This window comes from Nonomuraea sp. NPDC050227 (assembly GCF_044459705.1).
GTDB lineage: Bacteria > Actinomycetota > Actinomycetes > Streptosporangiales > Streptosporangiaceae > Nonomuraea.
Map to the genome: position 1 here is coordinate 1,337,152 of NZ_JBITJF010000001.1, position 17,922 is coordinate 1,355,073.

Sequence of the window (17,922 nt, forward strand, 5' to 3'; positions counted from 1 at the left end):
TTCGATCGACCGGCGCCCCTCGATCGGCCGGTGACCCGCCGCTAGGACGCGGCGGCGGGCTCGCGGCGCGGGGCCGTGGCCTCGGCCAGGGCCCTGCGCTCGGCCTCGACCAGGGTGCGGCAGCGCGCCGCCTCGGCCTCCACCCGGGCCTCGTCCCAGCCGAGCAGCCCCGCCATCAGCCGCGCCACCACCGGGGCCGCGTCGAGCGCGGCGGGGATCGCCTCGATGAGCATCCGGGTCCGGCGCGACAGGACGTCCTCGGCGTGCAGCGCGCCCTCGTGCGTGACGGCGTACACGACCTCGGCCCTGATCCACGGGCACCCCTCCACCAGCGGCTCGCCGAGCGAGCGGTCGTCGTCGACCAGGGCGAGCACCTCCATCGCGAGCGTGCCGTAGCGCTGGACGAGATGCTCCACGACGTCGGCGTCCACGTCGTGGTCCTCGGCCAGCCGCCGCACGGACGCGCGCACCGCTGGCAGCCCGTCCGCGCCGATCAGCGGCAGCCGGTCGGTCACCGACTCCGGCACGTCGAAGCCCTCCAGCGCCGCGTCGACCACGTCCTTGGCCATGACCCGGTACGTGGTGAACTTGCCCCCGGCGATCGTGGCCAGGCCCGGCGCCGGCACGTCCACGACGTGCTCGCGGGACAGCTTCGTGGTCGCCGAGCTCTCGTCGGCCGCCACCAGCGGGCGCAGGCCCACGTAGACGCCCACCACGTCGTCACGGGTCAGCGGCCGGGCCAGCACGGCGTTGGCGTGGTCGAGGATGTAGTCGATGTCCTCGCCGGTGGCGGCCGGCTCCTCGCGGTCGCCGTCGTACTCGGTGTCGGTGGTGCCGACGATCCACCGCCGCCGCGTCCACGGGATGATGAACAGCACGCTCTTCTCGGTCGGGATGATCATGCCGGTGGCCGAGTCGATGACCTCGCCCGGCACCATGACGTGCACGCCCTTCGACATCCTGACCTTGAAACCGGCCGGCGCCGAGCCGGGCAGCCCGTTGATCGGGTCGGTCCACACGCCCGCGCACACCACCACGGCGTCGGCCCTGACGTCCAGGTCGCGGCCGGTCTCCTCGTCGTGCACGCGGGCGCCGACGACGCGCTCGCTGCCCTGGTCGCGCAGCATCTCGACGACCCGCGTCCGGGTGGCGACCACGGCGCCGTGCGCGGCGGCCGTCCTGGCCAGGGTGAGGGTGAAGCGCGCGTCGTCCACCTGGGCGTCGAAGTAGATCATGCTGCCCGACACCGCGTCCGCGCGCAGGCCGGGCGCCATCCGCCGCGACTCCTTGACCGACAGGTACCGGTGCCGGGGCATCGGCCGGCGCATGCCCTCCAGCGTGTCGTACAGGGTCAGCCCGGCCCCCACGTACGGCCGCTCGATGAGCCCGTGCTGCAGCGGATACAGGAACGTGACCGGCTTGACCAGGTGCGGGGCCAGCCGCGAGACCAGCAGGTCGCGCTCCTTCAGCGCCTCGCGGACCAGCTTGAAGTCGAACTGCTCCAGGTAGCGCAGCCCGCCGTGGATGAGCTTGCTCGACCTGCTCGACGTGCCGGCGGCCAGGTCGCGGCTCTCCACCAGCGCGACCCGCAGCCCGCGGGAGGCGGCGTCCAGCGCGGCGCCCGCGCCGGTCACGCCGCCGCCGATCACCAGCACGTCGAAGGACTGCTCCGCCAGCCGGTCGATGGCGGCCTGACGGTTCCTGGCGTCCATCGCCCCGGTCATGTTCATGGATCCCCCGAACAACACTTTGTGCTCAAACGCTCACGATCCGTATACGTTTCCCCGATCAGGGAATGGCACACAACGCCGACACCACGAAAGCGGGGGCAGCGGTGGTCGAACGTGTCAAACGCCTGGAACTGGCCGGTGAGCTCATCGCCGAGTTCGCCGGCACGATGGTGCTCATCCTGTTCGGGGTGGGCGTCGTCGCCCAAGTGGTCGCGGCCGGCCTCGGCGATCACGACAGCATCGCCTGGGCATGGGGGATCGGCGTCGCGCTCGGCGTCTACGTCGCGGGCCGCATCACCGGCGCCCACCTCAACCCGGCCGTCACGCTCGCGTTCGCGACCTTCCGCGGGTTCCCGTGGGCCAAGGTGCTGCCGTACTCGCTGGCGCAGACCGTGGGGGCGTTCGTCGGGGCGCTGCTGGTGCGCTGGAACTACACCGAGGTGCTGAACAAGGTGGACCCCGGGCACACGCTGAAGACCCAGACCGTCTTCTCCACCCTGCCCGGCAACGGCTCGCTCCCGGTCAGCGCCTGGGGCGGGTTCCGCGACCAGATCATCGGCACCGCCATCCTGATGTTCGTCCTGTACGCCCTGTCCGACTCGCACAACCTCGCGCCCGGCGCCAACCTCGGCCCGGTGGTCATCGGCCTGCTCATCGTCGGCATCGGCATGGCGTGGGGCGCCGACGCCGGCTACGCGATCAACCCGGCGCGCGACTTCGGGCCGCGCCTGGCCAGCTACCTCACCGGCTACTCCGGCGCCTGGCGCGACCAGTACGGCGACCTGTACTTCTGGGTGCCCATCGTCGGCCCCCTGCTCGGCGGCCTGGCCGGCGCCGGGCTCTACCAGCTCATGATCGCCCGGTTCCTCCCCGAGCCCGAGCCCGACATCGAGGACGCGGGCCGCGTCTGACCCGAACGGAGGAGAACGACCATGCCCGATTTCGTGGGGGCCGTCGACCAGGGCACCACCAGCACCAGGTTCATGATCTTCAATCACAGCGGCCTGGAGGTGTGCAAGTTCCAGCTCGAACACGAGCAGATCCTCCCCAGGGCGGGCTGGGTGGAGCACAACCCGATCGAGATCTCGACCAGGACCTCCGCGGTGATCGAGACCGCGCTCCAGCGCACCGGGCTGCACGACACCGACCTGGCCGCCGTGGGCATCACCAACCAGCGCGAGACCACGGTCGTGTGGAACCCGCGCACCGGCCGCCCGTACTGCAACGCCATCGTGTGGCAGGACACCCGCAGCGCCAGGATCGCCGCGCAGCTCGAACGGGACGGCCGCGGCGAGGTCATCCGCAGGAAGACGGGCCTGCGGCCGGACGCCTACTTCTCCGGCGGCAAGATCCAGTGGATCCTGGAGAACGTCGAGGGCGTGCGCCAGGCGGCCGAGCGGGGCGAGGCGGTCTTCGGCAACACCGACACCTGGACCCTGTGGAACCTCACCGGCGGCGCCCGCGGGGGCGTGCACGTCACCGACGTGACCAACGCCAGCCGCACCATGCTGATGGACCTGGAGACGCTGGAGTGGGACGACGAGCTGCTGTCCTTCTTCGGCATCCCGCGCGAGATGCTGCCGGAGATCCGCCCGTCCTCCGAGCCCGCCTCCTACGGCACGACCAGCAGGTACGGCGCGTTCGGCGGCGAGGTGCCGATCACCGGCATCCTCGGCGACCAGCAGGCGGCCACCGTCGGCCAGGTGTGCTTCTCGCCGGGCGAGGCCAAGAACACCTACGGCACCGGCAACTTCATGCTCCTCAACACCGGCACCGACCTCGTACGCTCCGAGCGCGGCCTGCTCACCACCGTCGCCTACAAGTTCGCCGGCCAGCCGGCCGTGTTCGCGCTGGAGGGCTCGATCGCCGTGACCGGGTCGGCCGTGCAGTGGCTGCGCGACCAGTTGCACATCATCCGGTCCTCCGCGCAGAGCGAGGACCTGGCCCGGCAGGTGACCGACAACGGCGGGATCTACTTCGTCCCGGCGTTCTCTGGGTTGTTCGCGCCGTACTGGCGGCCCGACGCGCGCGGCGCGATCGTCGGCCTGTCCCGCTACAACAGGGACGCCCACCTGGCGCGCGCCACGCTGGAGGCCATCTGCTACCAGAGCAGGGACGTCGTGGAGGCCATGCAGCAGGACTCCGGCGTGGTGCTGGACGTGCTCAAGGTCGACGGCGGCGTCACCGCGAACAACCTGTGCATGCAACTCCAGTCCGACATCCTGGGCGTGCCGGTCAGCCGTCCCGTGGTGGCCGAGACGACCGCGCTGGGCGCCGCGTACGCCGCCGGGCTGGCCGTCGGCTACTGGAAGGACACCGACGAACTGCGCGCCAACTGGGCCGAGGACCGGCGCTGGAACCCGGAGTGGACCGACGAGCAGCGCGAGAAGGGGTACGAGGGCTGGAAACGCGCGGTGAGCCGCACCCTCGACTGGGAGACCTGACCGCCGGCGAAGGCGCGCGACGCCCTTACCGTGCGCTTACCGGGGCGGCGCCCAGAATGAGGTCTCCAGCGGAAGGAGACAGCGTGCGATTACCTCGACGGCGTGGAGTTCTCGCTGGACGTGCCGCCGGGCATCCCCGACGAGCTGGTGACGGTCTGGCGGCACCAGATCGAGATCCAGGCCGTCAAGCTGGACGAGCAGATCCTGAGCCGCATGATCCAGCAGTCCGTGCTGATCCTGCTGGGCGTCGGCCTGTTCGCGCTCGTCTTCGGCTACCTGGTCGCCGACCGGGCGTTGCGGCCCGTCGCCAACGCCTCCCACCAGCTCCGCACGCCCCTGACCATCAACCGCACGGTCCTGGAGATCGCGCTCTCCGACCCGGCGGCCTCGCCCGACCTCAAGGCCCTCGCCCGCACCCTGCTGGAGGTCAACGCGCGCAACGAGAAGCTCATCGAAGGGCTGCTGCTCCTGGCCAGGAGCGAACGGGAGCTCGCGCGCCGCAAGCCGGTGGACATCGACGACGTGGCGCTGACGGCGGTGGAACAGCTGACGCCCGTCGCCGACCAGCGCGGCGTGACCGTCGTCTCCCGTCTCGGCGGCACGACCATGGCGGGCGAGGTCGTCGTCAGGGTGGACTCGGCGAACGGCTCGGGGCTCGGACTGTCGATCGTCCGCGCGGTCGTCCAGGCCCACGGCGGCGAGGTGACCGCGACCCCGCGCGAGGGCGGCGGCCTGTCCGTGACGATCAGCCTTCCCGGCCGCTGAGGCGGCCCGGCCCGGCCCCCGATCCGGGCGCGGGCCGCCTCGTGGGCGGTTCGCTCACATGCCGGACGGCGGGTACGCCTCCGGGTGCTCCGTCGGGTCGGGCAGCTGGTCCCAGGACGGGTCGTCGATCACCTTGCAGGGCTTGGCCGGCCCGTCGACCAGGAAGCCGCTGAACTGCCACAGCACCCTGGGCTTCTCGGGGCCGGAGGTCTGGTCGCCGTTCTCGGTGAACTCCAGAACCGCGGTCTGCCCCTGCTTGATGCGCTTGGGGTCGATCCGCACCTGGCCGCCGCCCATCCGGAACGTCTTCGCGTTGGGGCTGTTCTCGATCGCCTCCCTGATCCTCTTCCGGACCGCGGGGTCCTTGCTCTGGAGCTCTTCCTTGGTGAAGGACGGGCCGGCGTCGGCGGGGGCGCGGTCGGGGGCGCAGCGGGTGCCGGGCTTGAGGTAGGAGACGTCGGAGGGCACGCCGAGCGCCGCCAGGTCCTTCTCCACCTGGCCGGGGTCGCGGAACTCGTTGATCCGCAGCGTGATCGTGCCGTCGGTGTTCCTGGTGAGCGCGTAGGCGGGGGCGTCCGAACCGTTGAGGAACGGCGTCACGACCGCCGCGGCGGCCGCGACGGCGGCCACCGCCGCGCCGGTGAGCAGGCGCCGCCTGGTGCGCCGGCGCCGGGCCCCGTTGCGGGCCTCGATCTCGGCTTTCAGTTCCATCAGTACGTGCTCCTTGAAGTTCATCGGATTCCTTCCATGACGAAGGGAGCCATCTCCGGCACGTCCATGAGCGCGTGGCGGGCGCGGTGCAACCTGGCCCGGGCGGCTCCCTGCCGGATGCCCAGGGCGGCGGCGGCCTCGCTGATCGTGAGCTGGTCGATGACGACCAGTTCGAGCATCGCGCGGTCACCGTCGGGCAGTCCGGCCATGGCCTGGAAGGCCCGCCTGGCCAGGTTCTCGGCGTCGATCCGCGCCACGAGCTCGGCCACGTCGTCGGAGTCGAGATGCCGTCGGCCGCCGACGCGATCGACCAGCCGCAACTCCTTGTACGCCCGCCGCCGCTCGGCCGAGAGCGTGTTGCGCGCGACGCCGTACAGCCAGGCGATCTCACTGCCGCGTCCGGGCCGGTAGGTGTGGGCGGAGTCGAGCACCGCCATGAACACCTCCGCCACCAGGTCGGCGGCCGTGTGGGGATCATCGACCCGGCGGGCGAGGAACGAGGTGACCGCATCGACGTGGCGCCGGTAGAAGGCTTCGAAAGCGTCCGGATCTGTGGCGATATCCGGCTGTTTGCGACGCACCGGCCGTGCTCCCTTCGTCGATTACACCCCTTCTTGGTCAGTAGCCGAGAAAACGTTATGAGAGCCGACAGAACAGACGCCCCGCGCCGTCTCTGACGACGCGGGGCGCGGTCTTGCTACGTTGCCCGGCATGGGCCACGGAAACAGATCACTGAGCCGGGCGGACGTCACCACGGCGTTGGCCATGACCCTCGACGCCGCGGGCGCCGCCGTCCCCTACCGCCTGTGCGGCACGGGCGCGGCGCTTCTCCAAGGCGTCCCGCTGCCGGCCGGGGACATCGACCTCCTGATGCCCGGCCGGCCGGAACTGCACGCGTTCGCCGCGGCCCTGGCGCCGTTCCCCTGTCTCCACGCCCCCGCCTGGATCCCGGAAAGCGACCAGTACTTCGCCAGATTCGCGGTGAACGGGGTGGAGGTCGAGCTCAGCACCGTCGAGCGGCAGGCCGGTTCGGACGCCCTGGAATGCGTCGGCGAAGGGCCGTGGCGGCATCACGTCCTGGTCGCGTGCGGTCCGCACCAGGTGCCGGCGGTCCGGCTGGAGATCCGGCTGGCCACCGAGCTCCTGCGCGACCGCGCCGACCGGTACGGCCCGCTCGTCGGCCACCTGCGCGCCCACGGCTTCGATCCCGGCCTGCTGCGCCGCGCGATGGACGCCGCCGGCGTCCCGGCCGCTCGGCGGCGTCCGATCCTGGAGGAACTCCGGTGACGGACGCCGGGCTCAGGACCGCGAGAACTTCTTGAACAGGAAGAAGTAGAGCTTGATGTACTGCCCGACGAGGATGCCGTTGATGATGGTCCCCTCGCGGATGAACTGCGGGCCGCCCAGGAAGATCAGCCCGATCGCCGCGGAGACCACCAGCAGCGTGCAGTCGAAGCCGGTCTTGAGGTTGCCCCATTTGAAGCCGGTCCGCTTGAAGACCGTGTTGACGAACATGTCGACCGGCATGAGCACCAGGTTGGCCCGGATCATCAGGAACAGGCCGAACGCCAGCGTCGCGTCCGCGACCACCAGGAGGACGAACTTGGCGGCGTAGGCGTCCAGCGCGATCCAGCTCGTCAGCATCAGGTTCAGATCGAGGAACGTGGCCAGCACCAGGGCCGGGATCAACGCCAGGAAGTTCCTGAGCTTGAAGTCCTTCGGCAGGACGAGATAGGTCAGCAGCAACATCAGCAGCTCAAGGGCGAAGTTGAAGGTCCCCTGGCTGATCGAGGGGAAGACCAGGGTCATCGTCCGGGTGAGGCTGCTCTGCGGCGAGATGCCGATCCCCGCCCTGATGGCCAGGCTGACCCCCAGGGTCAGCAGGTAGATGCCGGCGCCGTAGGTGATCCAACGCCGCACCAGACTTCCGGTGTCGACGACTCCGGCCTCTTTTTCATGCTGTAGCACAGTTGCCTCCTTGGCTGTTAGCTGTTCCGGCCGGAGCCTGCCGGACGACGCGATGTCCGCTTCTCAGAGCACGGCTCAGACCATGAACCCGAAGCGGTCGAGTGAGATGAACAGGGTCAGGAGCTTGTTGACGACCGGCTCGCCCTCGTTGTGGTTGCCCAGCTTCTCCAGGGCGGCGTCGATCGACCGGGTCGCGTCCACCAGCTCGGCCAGGCTCATGTCCGCCATCACGCCGTAGATGTCGAGCGGCAGCGCGGCCCGCACCTGCCCGTCCTCGGTGACGAGGCAGCCGCCGACGAAGGCGTCGAGCTGCCTGAGGTTGTCGCACATCTCGGCGCTGTCGCTGCCGACCACCACGAAGTAGGCGAAGGGCGCGGGCCAGAACGTCGACACGGCGCCCCGGTCGATCGAGACCCCCTTGAACAGCCCGTTGACGACGTGCCGGGTGCCGTCCGCGTACCGCTGGACGACGGAGATGCGGTTCAGCCTGACACCGTCCACCTCGGGCACGACGGCGCCGTCCGCGAACGGCACCCAGACCTCCTGGGAGAACTTCAGGTGGCCGCGGCCGTAGACGTCGAAGAGCAGGACCTTCGCCCGGCTGCCGTCGTCGGAGATCTCGATGGGCGTGAGGTCGAGCTGTTCGGGAGCCAGGCCGGCGAGGCCGGGCCGGGGCTCCTGCACCATGACCGAATAGTCCAGATCGACCGGCTTGAGGAGCTTACGGTCCTTGGCGACCAGCTCGCCGCCCTTGAACACGTACAACGGGTTGATCTTCGACAGGCTGTCGGTCAGCACGATGTCGGCGAAGCGGCCCGGGGCGAGGGAGCCGAAGTCGTGGTCCATGCCGAAGGAGCGCGCGGAGTACAGCGTGCCCATCTTGATCGCCTGGATCGGGTTGAGGCCCATCTCGACGGCCAGGGAGATCACCCAGTCGATGTGCCCCTTCGTCAGCACCCGGTCGACCGAGATGTTGTCGGCGCACATCTGGAAGTTCTCGGCCGGCCAGCGGCGCTTGACGATGGCGCGCAGCATGGTTTTGATCACCTCGGGGCTGCCGACGCCGAACTTGATCTGGGTCTGGAAGCCGTACCGGATGCTCTTCTCGATGTCGTCCTCGTTCCAGACATCGTGGTTGTTGTGCGCGCCGATCGCGGGCATGTAGTTCAGCAGCATGTCGGGCAGCGCCGTCACGCCCCAGTGGCTGTTCACGAAGCCGCCGTTGGCGCGGCCCAGGGCGGACTTGCGGAAATCGTCCTCGTTGCCCGTCATGTAGGACAGGTGGGCGAGCTCGCCCAGCCCGATCACCGGGTCCATCTTCAGCATGGCGTCGGTGACCTCGACCGACGTCTTCTTGCCCGGCGCGAAGGCGTAGATCCGGTAGGGCAGCTTCTCGTAGTCCTTGAACAACGCCGCGGCGGCCTCGACCGCCTCGTCGCCGGCCGCGCTGGCGAAGTCCAGGGTCTCGGCGAAGATGGTGGTCGTTCCGCTCGGGACGATCGCCTCCCCGAACGCCGCCGGGTGGGCCAGCTGGGCGTCGAAGTGCAGGTGCGCGTCGATCAGCCCCGGGATCGCGTAAAGGCCCTGGCCGTCGAACACCTCGCGGACCCGCACGATCGACTCGTCCGGGTTCAACGCGATGATCCGCTCGTTGTAGACGAGGATCGAACCCTGGAAGACGCTCTCGCTGTGCACATCCAGCACGCTGAGGTTGCGCAGCAGCAGATCTGCCTCCCTCTCCCCGCTCAGGATGTCGAAGACCGCCCGCACGTGGTCGTAGTGGACCGAGACCCGGTCCGCCCCACCGGCCTGGCTCGTCTTCTCCTGCTGGAGCATGATTTCCTCGCTTCATTGCTGGGCTGTTGGATTCCGCTCGCGGAACGAGACCCGAGGACGCGGCTCCGGGATGTCGGCAGCCGGTCGCGGAGTTTCAGCACAGGGCCGCCGTGGCCGTGTCGCTCGTACGCGCTGTGGCTATGAAATGGCACGGCACCGTTGCTGACAAGCAGCCGTTTTCGCACGGACTGTACTCTTTTTGCGCACGGTCCAGCCCAGGGAGGCCCCCATGCTCCACTCACGCGTGCTGCACTACATCGACGAGGTGGCGCGGTACGGCTCCATCCGGGCCGCCGGCGCCAGGCTCCACGTCGCCCCGTCGGCCATCAACCGGCAGATCCTGCTCCTTGAGGAAGAGCTCGGCGAGCCCCTGTTCGAACGCCTGCCGCGCGGCATGCGGCCCACCCCGGCGGGCGAGGTCCTCCTCGCCCACGTGCGCCGGACCCTCCAGGAGTACCGCGAGGCCGTGACCGAGATCCGCGACCTGCAGTCACTGCCGAGCGGCGAGGTGGTGATCGCCACGATGACCGGCCTGGCCAGCAGCATCGTCTCCACCGCCACCGTGAACTTCCACGCCCGCCACCCCGAGGTGCGCATCTCCATCCGCGCCCTGTCCACCCACGAGATCCTCCGCGCGGTGGCCGACAGCGAGGCCGACCTGGGCCTCGGATTCAACGTCCCGTCCTCGCCGCAGCTCCAACTGTGCTGGCAGATGGACACCCGGCTCGGCGCGGTCCTCGCCCCCGCCCACCCGCTGGCCCGCCTGGAATCCATCCCCCTGGCCCAGTGCGCGGCCTACCCGCTCATCTTCGCCGACCGCTCGATGGTGATCCACGGCATCATCGCCGACACCTTCGCCGAGGCCGGCCTGAAGGTCGAGCCCGCCTTCCACACCAATTCGATCGAGACGATGAAACGCCTGGCCGCCGCGGGGGAGGCCATCGCCTTTCTCAGCAGGTTCGACATGGCCGAGGACCACCACAACGGAACCCTCGCCTTCCGCCCGGTGCGCGACCGCGCCTTCAGCAACAACATCCTGTCGCTCGTCCGCCGCGAGAAACACGGCCCCGGCCCCGCCGCCCTGCTGTTCGCCGAAGAGATCATCCAAACCCTGGAATCCGTGGCCCACCCACCCCTCTGACGAACTCGCCGCGTGGAAGAAGGGGGTCAGCGGACGATCACGCCGGGGTGTGCGGCCTCGAAGGCGGCGAGTCCGTCGGCGGTGAGCCGGAGATGAAGGCCGCCGGCGACGTCCACCGTCAGGGGCTTGTCCTTGCCGTAGAACACCAGGGAGACATCCAGCTCAAGGTAGGTGTTGTCGTGCTGCTCCTCCAGGAAGTTGCGTTCGACGATGTTGGCGTTCCGCGACGCGGCCTCGTCCGCCGTCTTCACGCTGCCGCCGACGCCGCCGAAGCCGAGGCCCCCGTCCTGCGCCCCGGCCGAGCCGCCCGCGCGGGCCGCCACGCCCCGGCCCTGCTCCTGGCCGTGCCCCACCGTGCTCATGGTCTGGGCGTAGACACGCTGCTTGACCAGCGCGGTGGTGATCTCGCGGGCTCCGGTGACGTCGATGCCCACCCTGCCGATCCCCGGGATCTCGTACTCGTGCGCGAGCAACTGATCCAGGTGGGCGCGCATGGTCCGTTCCTTGGTGGCCTCGGCGAGTGACATGCCGGCCGGGCGGGAGAGCTCGAACCCGTCGGGCCGGTCGGCCAGGGACGGGACCTCGCCCCGCAGCCTCGGCGGCACCGCGCTCAGCGGCGCCCATTCCTCGACCAGCGACGCGGCCGGGAACGCGACCTGGCTGACGTCCCCCCTGGGCACGCCGTCGCCCAGGGTGGCGGACATGCGGTTCGGCCCCGTCGCCTCCGCCCAGCGCGGATCCGCCGCGGCGACCGGCGTGCGCCCCGCGACCGGCGTGCCCTGCGGCACCTCCGTGGTGAGGTGGCCCGGCACCAGGACGCCGACCTCGCCGTCCACGATCGCCCGGGACGTCTCGGTGACCCCGGCGTGCCGGTCGAACAGCCGTCCGGCGCCGTCGTGCCCGGTCATCTCGCCCACCTTGAGCAGCACGTTGCGGGCCACGTTCTGCACGGGCTCCAGGAGCGGGCGGACCGGGACGTGTTCGAGCGTGATCTCGTACCGGACAGGATGCCTGAACTCCTGCGGGGCCTCGCGCGTCTGGTAGCGGTTGATCGCCTTCGCGATCGTCCCCTCCCCGTCCACGGTGTGGGAGTCGCGGGAGTTCGCGAACCCCGCCTCGCCTCCTCTGAGCTCGCCGTCGGAGGACTCCATGTAACGGGCGATCGCCTCCGCGCCACGGTCCGTCCCCGCCTCGCGCACGCTCAGGTCGCCGCTCAGGCGCTCGTTGCGCAGCATGAGGCCGGTGTCAGGACGCTCACCGACGTGTACGCCGTCGCCGACCTCGGCCGTGACCCGGATGCCCACGCGTTCGGTGACCCGGCCGTTCTCGTCGGTGACGAACAACCAGGAGGACACGCCGTTCCCGCGCAGTTCGCCCAGTTTGGTGCCGAGCGCGTCCTGGCCGAAGTTGCCGCGCAGGTGCTCGGCCACCGGGTGGTTCGTGAGCTCCTGCCCGGGGAGGAGCAGGCCGTCGCGGCGCAGCAGCTCCACGATCTGCGGCAGCACGCCCTCCGCGTCGAGGTGCTGGACGTAGGCGGTGTTCAACGCCGCCTCGGGCGCCGCGTAGGCCCGCGTCGTGTCCCCGGCCGGCCTGACGGGCTCCACGGCCTGCGGGCCGTCGAGCCCGTGCCGGCGGGCCACCTCGTCGGGCAGCACGAGGTCGACGATGTCCTCCACCCGCACGTACGTGGTCGGGCCCTGCTCGACCGTTCCTCCGCTGGTCCTGCTGGGGGTGACCTCCAGGACCAGGTCCGCGCGGTACCAGTGGGAGGTGCTGCCGTCGGAGTAGGTGACCCGCGAGACGTCGCTGCTGCCCAGGTAGGAGCTCTCCACGGCACTGCGCTTGGCGGCGCCGTGCACCCCCGCTCGCGCCACGACCTTGCGCTCGGTCCCGCCGGCTTCCCCGGCTCCGTGCGCGGCCCCCGCGCCCTCGCCGTCGCTCAGGGTGACGCGCAGGCCGGTTCTGGCGTGGCCGCCGACCGCGCGCCTGCCGCGTTCGCCGTCCAGCGCCCTGGAGTTGCTGCTGGAGTAGCTCTCGTGCTCCACCCCGCTCTCCGACTTGACGTGCCGCACCTCTGCCACATGGGCCTTGACGTGCAGGTCGTGCCGCGTTCCCGCCCGGTCGGACACGGTGTAGTGCAGGCCGTCGGGGTGAGACGTGATCATGGTCTCCAGGTTGATCACGTCGGTGGCGGTCTCGAACACCGGCGGCACGTCCAGCCGCTCCGCGGCCGCCGGCAGTCCCGCCCACCGGTTGTATGCCTCGGCCAGCGTCGAGGGAAGGTCGGGCATGGCCCCCATCCGGACGATGGCCGACAACTCGTCGGCGCCGGGCCGCCACAGGTCGGCGGGCCGCTCGGTGGTCGACTCGACCCGTCCCAGATGCGCGACGTCCTGCGCGAGCACCGGCCGCTGCGGCAGGTGGACGTCCGGCACCAGGATCTCCGCCCTGCTGCCGCGCACCTCCCACGAGGTGTTCAGCGTCTCCGTGCCGTCCCGCGAGATCCTCATCCTGACGTCGAAGGACAGATCCCGCGTGATCGTGAAGCCGCCGCTGGTCTCCGTGCGGTCGTACCGGGTGTGACCCGAGGAGAAGCCGGTGCTCTCCGACTTCGTGCCGCTCCCGGTGAGCGACAGGTTGACCGGGTCGATCTTGAGCCGTTCCGTCACGTCGAGACGCGCGACCCCGCGCACCTCCGCACGGCCCGTGCGGGAGCTCTCCCGCTGGCTGGTGTCGGTGCGCGAGGTGATGCGGCGTTCGTTGACCGTCAGGTCGGACGCGCCGACCTCGTGCCGCCGGCCCAGCGTGCCCTCGGCCAGGATCTCGATCGTGTAGCCGCCGATCGTCCTGTCATACCTGATGCCGTGGAGGGCGTGCGTCAGGTCGGCCTCCAGCGCCACGGCGCCGAAGCGGCTCTCCAGGTCCCGCACGACCTGCCGTCTGATCTCCGGCGGGAGGTCGGGCAGCGCCTGGTCGACGGCCTGGCGGAGCTCCGCGCTGAGCAGCGTCTCCCCATGGACCCGGACGCCGCTGCCGAGCCCCGTGCCCCGACCGGCGGCGAGCGTCTCCGGCTCCAGGACGTGCGGGTCGTAGCCGCGGTTGGGGTGCTCGCCCCTGGCCGGGTACTCGCCGACCGGTTCGGTCAGCGCGAACTCCGTCCCCACGTCGTCGATCTCCCGGTGGAGGTCGGCGAGCTTGCGCTGGATGTCGTTGAACTCGCCCAGCGGACGCAGATCGTGCCCGAAGACGTCCTGCTCCATCCGGGACGCGTCGCGCGTCGGGACGATCAGCTCGGCGTTCACCTCCACCTCGAAGGCGCCGAGCGTCTCGGTCTCGACCTGCAGCCGCATCCGGGCGTCGTACATGGTGACGTCGCCGAGCCTGGTCAGGACGGTGTGGTTGCCGTGCGCCCGGTTGGTGGAGGTGACGTGGTCCGTCCCGTAGCCGACCCCGCCGACGGCCCGCGCGACGACCTCCGCGTGCTCGCCCAGCGGCAACCCGATCTTGCCGCCCGCGTGGACGCCGACGCTGGCGCCCTGCCGGTGCGAGGTGCCCTCGCTCTCGCGCCGCCCCAGGTCGTCCCGGAACATCGTCTCGACCGGCGCGCGCCCGCTTCCGTCGATCGGCTCGACCCGCGTGATCTCGCCGCTGATCCGGACGGAGTCCTCCTCCGACCGCAGCAGCGACGTCTTGTACCGGATCGCCTCGGAGGAGACCCCGCTCGACAACATCGACTGGCTGCGGTTCTTCATCCCCTGCTCGCTGAGCAGCGTCGAGGTGAGATGATCAGTGATCTTGACCACCTCGCCCGCGGGCAGCCCCGCCGCCAGCCCCCGGCGCTGCACCTCCAGCACGAGAGGCGTGACGTCCAGCCCGGTGATGGCGATCCCGTGGTCGCGGAACTTGTGCCCCGCCCCCTCCGGCACCTCGTGGCGGGGGAGCGGCGACGGGTGGTCGGTGCTCAGCAGCGGCCCTTCCCGGGTGAACTGCTTGGGGAAGGGGATGGTCAGCGAGAGGTCCGGCACCGCCGCGGTCTGCGTGACCCGCTCGCCGTCGCGGTAGACGTCGAGGACGATGTCCGCGGCGAAGTAGTCGTGGGCGGGGGAGATGGCCTTGTGCCCGCTGATGACCTCCACGCCGTTCGTGTGGGTCGTCCGGGCCGTGCTGGTGACGCCCGACCGGGGCAGGGCGTTCGCCTCGGCCTCGTCCGGCGAGTGGTAGAGCCCCTTCATCAGCCCCGCGGTCCGATCCAGCGAGGAGCCCCGCGAGGACTTGCCCTCCACGCCGTCCCCGCCGAAGGCGACCGGCTTCTCCGGGGGCAGACTCGGCTGTTCCAGGTGCGTGAACTCGTTCGGCCGGAGCTTGAGGTAGATCACCTTGTCGCCGACGCCGAGCGCCACGCCCCTTTGGAGGTGGTTGGTCCAGACCTCGCGGTCGCTGCTGGCGAGCGCCTCCGCCAGCCAGAGGCGGATCACGGCTCGTTCCCGCGGGACGATCCCCGTGATCCCGGCGGTCATGGCGTGCGCCGCCGCCCTCGGGTCCACCGGCACCCTGACGTCGTGCACGGCCGTCTCGCCCAGGGCTCCCATCTCGACGACGCGAGGCGGATGGATCTCCGGCTTCGGCAGCCCCGGGTCGGCGGACGCCAGCTGGGACGTCAGACCCTGGAGCACCTCCGACGGCAGGTCGGGGCTGTGCCAGGCGGGGGACTCGATGGTCCGCTGGTTGTGGTTCACCGCCGCCAGGAGCGTGTCGGCGCCGGTCTTGGGCCCGTGCCCGTTCCCGCCGTCCGGTCCGGACAGCGGATGTCCGGACGAAGAGGACGAGTGGGGCGCGGACGGGCCGTCGGCGCCGTGCGGCAGCGGCGAGGCCAGGTGCTGGCCGTCCGCGCCGAGCGCGCTGGACGTGATGCCCTTGGCCAGCAGGTCCCAGCTGAAGTTGCCCTGGACCAGCATGGAGCCGGCCGTCGTGATGCCCCCGGTCACGGCGAACTGCGCGGCCTGGCCGTACAACGACGAGTGCGCCGCCGCCAGCAGCTTCTCGGCCGTGGACATCTCGGCCCTGGTCAGCCCGGCCCGCAGCGTGGGCGTGGCCAGACGGCTCAGCCCGCCCGAGGCCACCCCCATGAGCCCGCCCATGACGCCGCCGCTCACCGCCGAGATCACGAGCTGCCGGACATCGATGTCGTCCCTGCGGCCCTGCAGCATCTGGGTGCCCTGGATGCCCAGGTCCATGCCGGCCACGATTCCGGCGAACAGCAGGATGTTGCGCCGGCACTGCCGGGCGATCTGCCCGACCGTCAGCCGGGCGAGCTGCAACCGCGGTGGAATGAGCGCCAGACTCGCCCCGCCGGTGGCCAGGGCCGCGGCCAGCAGATACCCCAGCTGCATGATCAGCAGCCAGACGGTGACCTCGATCATGTACTTGGCGTACTGGATCTGCACGCCCACGCCGTTGAGCGCCACCGCGGCGTCCACGAGCCGCTTGACCGCGAGGGCGACCTGACCGCCCGCCACCTTGTCGACGTGGGCGGCGAAGGCGAGGTGAGCCTCCCCGTCCCAGTCCTTGCCGATCCTGCGCGCGCCGCCCGGCAGGTCGGCGCGGGTGCCCTCGACGATCCGGTGCGCGGCGATCACGCACGCGTCGGCCAGCCGGAAGCAGCCGGTCTCGTCACCCTCCGGCCAGTCCATGCCGACCACCCAGCCGACGTACGGCTTGGCGAAGTCGGGCACCAGGAACCCGTTGAACCCCATGGACGATCAGGTCCACGTGACGGCGGGAGGGGGCTCCGCCGTCTTGTAGTTACGGGCGCTGGCGTTGAGCCCCAAGGCGACGTTCTCAAGCTCGTCGATGAACGCCGTCAGGGCGTCGAAGATGCCGCGTTCCATCTCGGGCAGCTTCTTGGCCAGCTCCGCGCCGTACTCGTCGTCGCCGAGCGTGTTCCGGTCCCGGTTGAAGGCCGCGCGGAGGTCGGCGCGCACCTGCTCGACGTTCCCCGCGAACAGCTCGTACGTCCTGGCCTCCCGGTGCAACGCCTCCCGCTGCACGTAGTAGCCGCTCACGGGGCCGGCTCCACGGGGCCGGGGAAGAACGCGTCGAGCGTGGCCCGCTCCCCGAAGACGTCCTCGAAGGGCAGGCCGTCCGGCATGAGGGGGTCCAGCAGCTGCCTGCTCTGCTCGGAGACCGCGGCGGTGGCCGCGTTGGCCTGCTGCATGATGGCGTCGGCCAGTTGGGTGGGGGACAGGGTGCGATAGGCCCGGGGGTTCAGCTCGACGCCGCGCAGCTGACCGTGGCGGCCGACGGTCACGGTCACCATCCCGTCCGCCGACCGTGCCGTGTGCTCCAGGGCGGAGAGCTCTCCGAACGCTTCGCGCACGCGGGCCACCTGCTGGTTGATCTCGCCCGCGAGCGCACTGACCTCCGCCTCGAACGCGTCCGCCACAGAAGCACCTTTCACCCGCCTAATACCGCAAGGCATCATACGACACCCTTTTTTACCCGATTAGGGGTGTCCGGATCGTTTACCTTCTGTTAACAAAAGTGTCACGGGGTGTCTGAGTAACGTCCGCCGTGCCGTACAAAGCCGGGCATTCGTCCCTGAAGCCCGCCTTCTTTACCGGCGTCCGGACAATGGCCCGACGCCCGGACAATGGCCCGTACCGGGCCTGGGCCTGCGGTGGCGGCGGCCGCCCTCCTCCCTCCGGCCGGAGACGGGTCCTCCCGGTGGCCGCGGAGGATCACTCTCCGGGAGGAGTGCGGATCGCTCGCCCCGTCCCACAATCGGCAGTACGGCACCGGAGATCATCGGGGCATCCGGTGGCCGCCGCAGATGCAGGACCGCACCTCGCGTACGCCGCGACCTCGCCGCAGGAGTCCATGTGACCCGTCTTCGTCCCGCACTCACCGCCGCGTTGCTGGCCGCGGCCTTCATGGGGGCAATGTCCCTGCCGGCCCAGGCCACCGAAGGCCAGTCGTGCAACACCGGCCCGAACGGCCCGGCGTGCCACTCGCCCGGCTGGGGAACCAAGTGACAGGAAGGCCGCCTGCCAGCATCTGATCAAGAAGGGCTGGAGCCGCGAGAAGGCCTCCGCCGAGACGCTCGAAGTCCCCAAGAAGCGCCCGCGCCTCAACGCCCTCCCCGCCACCGACCACCCCGGGCTGCTTCTACGGACGCCCCAACGCCCGCATAAGCAGCCCGTCGGCACAGGCCCAAATCACCATGGCCCGCCATTCCGAGATAGCGACACATCCCGCCTCTGCCACACACGAGAAATGGACGCCAATGGCCTGTTCCGCGCGCGCCAGCGCTGCGGCGATGAGATTGCCC

The 17,922-nt window shown here is 70.6% G+C and carries 14 protein-coding genes; 6 read left to right on the plus strand and 8 right to left on the minus strand.

Translation table 11 applies throughout. The features are described 5' to 3' along the window. Positions 1 to 41: 41 nt before the first annotated feature. Positions 42 to 1,724: a glycerol-3-phosphate dehydrogenase gene (gene glpD / locus ACIBK9_RS06820; protein WP_397155757.1), complete on the minus strand. Its 1,683-nt coding sequence runs from the start codon at positions 1,722 to 1,724 to the stop codon at positions 42 to 44. Positions 1,725 to 1,834: 110 nt separating this feature from the next. On the opposite strand from glpD, the gene ACIBK9_RS06825 reads away from it, so the two are divergent. The 3 genes from ACIBK9_RS06825 (at position 1,835) to ACIBK9_RS06835 (ending at position 4,939) form a co-directional block, all read left to right on the plus strand. Continuing rightward, positions 1,835 to 2,641 carry an MIP/aquaporin family protein gene (locus tag ACIBK9_RS06825; protein ID WP_397155759.1) on the plus strand — a complete coding sequence of 269 codons (807 nt, stop codon included), beginning with the start codon at positions 1,835 to 1,837 and terminating at the stop codon, positions 2,639 to 2,641. Positions 2,642 to 2,662: 21 nt separating this feature from the next. After that, complete coding sequence (gene glpK, locus ACIBK9_RS06830) at positions 2,663 to 4,174, plus strand: glycerol kinase GlpK (protein ID WP_397155761.1); 1,512 nt, start codon at positions 2,663 to 2,665, stop codon at positions 4,172 to 4,174. 102 nt (positions 4,175 to 4,276) lie between these two features. Continuing rightward, on the plus strand, positions 4,277 to 4,939 hold the full coding sequence (locus tag ACIBK9_RS06835) for a histidine kinase dimerization/phospho-acceptor domain-containing protein (protein WP_397155763.1): 663 nt from the start codon (positions 4,277 to 4,279) through the stop codon (positions 4,937 to 4,939). A 54-nt stretch (positions 4,940 to 4,993) separates the two neighbouring features. Here the strand turns inward: ACIBK9_RS06835 and ACIBK9_RS06840 are convergent, their stop codons facing one another. Together ACIBK9_RS06840 and ACIBK9_RS06845 are read right to left on the minus strand one after the other, a co-directional pair. Next, complete coding sequence (locus ACIBK9_RS06840; RefSeq protein WP_397155765.1) at positions 4,994 to 5,650, minus strand: hypothetical protein; 657 nt, start codon at positions 5,648 to 5,650, stop codon at positions 4,994 to 4,996. Positions 5,651 to 5,670: 20 nt separating this feature from the next. Further along, positions 5,671 to 6,231, minus strand: a complete 561-nt coding sequence (locus ACIBK9_RS06845) for an RNA polymerase sigma factor (RefSeq protein ID WP_397155767.1) — start codon at positions 6,229 to 6,231, stop codon at positions 5,671 to 5,673. A 130-nt stretch (positions 6,232 to 6,361) separates the two neighbouring features. Between ACIBK9_RS06845 and ACIBK9_RS06850 the strand changes: the two genes are divergently transcribed. Continuing rightward, positions 6,362 to 6,937 (plus strand): hypothetical protein, encoded by a 576-nt coding sequence (locus ACIBK9_RS06850; RefSeq protein ID WP_397155769.1) that lies wholly within the window; start codon positions 6,362 to 6,364, stop codon positions 6,935 to 6,937. A 12-nt stretch (positions 6,938 to 6,949) separates the two neighbouring features. Here the strand turns inward: ACIBK9_RS06850 and ACIBK9_RS06855 are convergent, their stop codons facing one another. Next, positions 6,950 to 7,618, minus strand: coding sequence for a YitT family protein (locus ACIBK9_RS06855; protein WP_387681603.1), 669 nt, complete (start codon positions 7,616 to 7,618; stop codon positions 6,950 to 6,952). A 75-nt stretch (positions 7,619 to 7,693) separates the two neighbouring features. Continuing rightward, positions 7,694 to 9,454 carry an adenine deaminase C-terminal domain-containing protein gene (locus ACIBK9_RS06860; RefSeq protein ID WP_397155771.1) on the minus strand — a complete coding sequence of 587 codons (1,761 nt, stop codon included), beginning with the start codon at positions 9,452 to 9,454 and terminating at the stop codon, positions 7,694 to 7,696. A gap of 229 nt (positions 9,455 to 9,683) precedes the next feature. Here ACIBK9_RS06860 and ACIBK9_RS06865 point away from each other — a divergent pair, with 229 nt between their 5' ends. Then, positions 9,684 to 10,595, plus strand: coding sequence for a LysR family transcriptional regulator (locus ACIBK9_RS06865; protein ID WP_397155773.1), 912 nt, complete (start codon positions 9,684 to 9,686; stop codon positions 10,593 to 10,595). A 26-nt stretch (positions 10,596 to 10,621) separates the two neighbouring features. On the opposite strand, the gene ACIBK9_RS06870 is transcribed toward ACIBK9_RS06865, so the two are convergent. From ACIBK9_RS06870 to ACIBK9_RS06880, 3 genes are read right to left on the minus strand one after another with little or no spacing between them, the layout of a single operon-like run. Further along, complete coding sequence (locus tag ACIBK9_RS06870) at positions 10,622 to 16,348, minus strand: hypothetical protein (RefSeq protein WP_397155775.1); 5,727 nt, start codon at positions 16,346 to 16,348, stop codon at positions 10,622 to 10,624. A 6-nt stretch (positions 16,349 to 16,354) separates the two neighbouring features. Continuing rightward, positions 16,355 to 16,657, minus strand: a complete 303-nt coding sequence (locus ACIBK9_RS06875; RefSeq protein ID WP_397155777.1) for a hypothetical protein — start codon at positions 16,655 to 16,657, stop codon at positions 16,355 to 16,357. Continuing rightward, a complete protein-coding gene (locus ACIBK9_RS06880; RefSeq protein WP_397155779.1) occupies positions 16,654 to 17,037 on the minus strand; it encodes a YbaB/EbfC family nucleoid-associated protein in 384 nt (127 codons plus the stop codon). Before ACIBK9_RS06880 ends, ACIBK9_RS06875 begins: the two co-directional genes overlap by 4 nt. A 436-nt stretch (positions 17,038 to 17,473) precedes the next feature. On the opposite strand from ACIBK9_RS06880, the gene ACIBK9_RS06885 reads away from it, so the two are divergent. Beyond that, positions 17,474 to 17,626 (plus strand): hypothetical protein, encoded by a 153-nt coding sequence (locus tag ACIBK9_RS06885; RefSeq protein ID WP_352360905.1) that lies wholly within the window; start codon positions 17,474 to 17,476, stop codon positions 17,624 to 17,626. Positions 17,627 to 17,922 lie beyond the last annotated feature (296 nt).

Excerpts from the sequence above, each read along its gene's own strand:
- glpD (WP_397155757.1), bottom strand. The coding sequence starts at position 1,724 with ATGACCGGGGCGATGGACGCCAGGAACCGTCAGGCCGCCATCGACCGG.
- glpK (WP_397155761.1), top strand. The coding sequence starts at position 2,663 with ATGCCCGATTTCGTGGGGGCCGTCGACCAGGGCACCACCAGCACCAGG.
- ACIBK9_RS06840 (WP_397155765.1), bottom strand. The coding sequence starts at position 5,650 with ATGGAACTGAAAGCCGAGATCGAGGCCCGCAACGGGGCCCGGCGCCGG.
- ACIBK9_RS06850 (WP_397155769.1), top strand. The coding sequence starts at position 6,362 with ATGGGCCACGGAAACAGATCACTGAGCCGGGCGGACGTCACCACGGCG.
- ACIBK9_RS06860 (WP_397155771.1), bottom strand. The coding sequence starts at position 9,454 with ATGCTCCAGCAGGAGAAGACGAGCCAGGCCGGTGGGGCGGACCGGGTC.
- ACIBK9_RS06865 (WP_397155773.1), top strand. The coding sequence starts at position 9,684 with ATGCTCCACTCACGCGTGCTGCACTACATCGACGAGGTGGCGCGGTAC.
- ACIBK9_RS06870 (WP_397155775.1), bottom strand. The coding sequence starts at position 16,348 with ATGGGGTTCAACGGGTTCCTGGTGCCCGACTTCGCCAAGCCGTACGTC.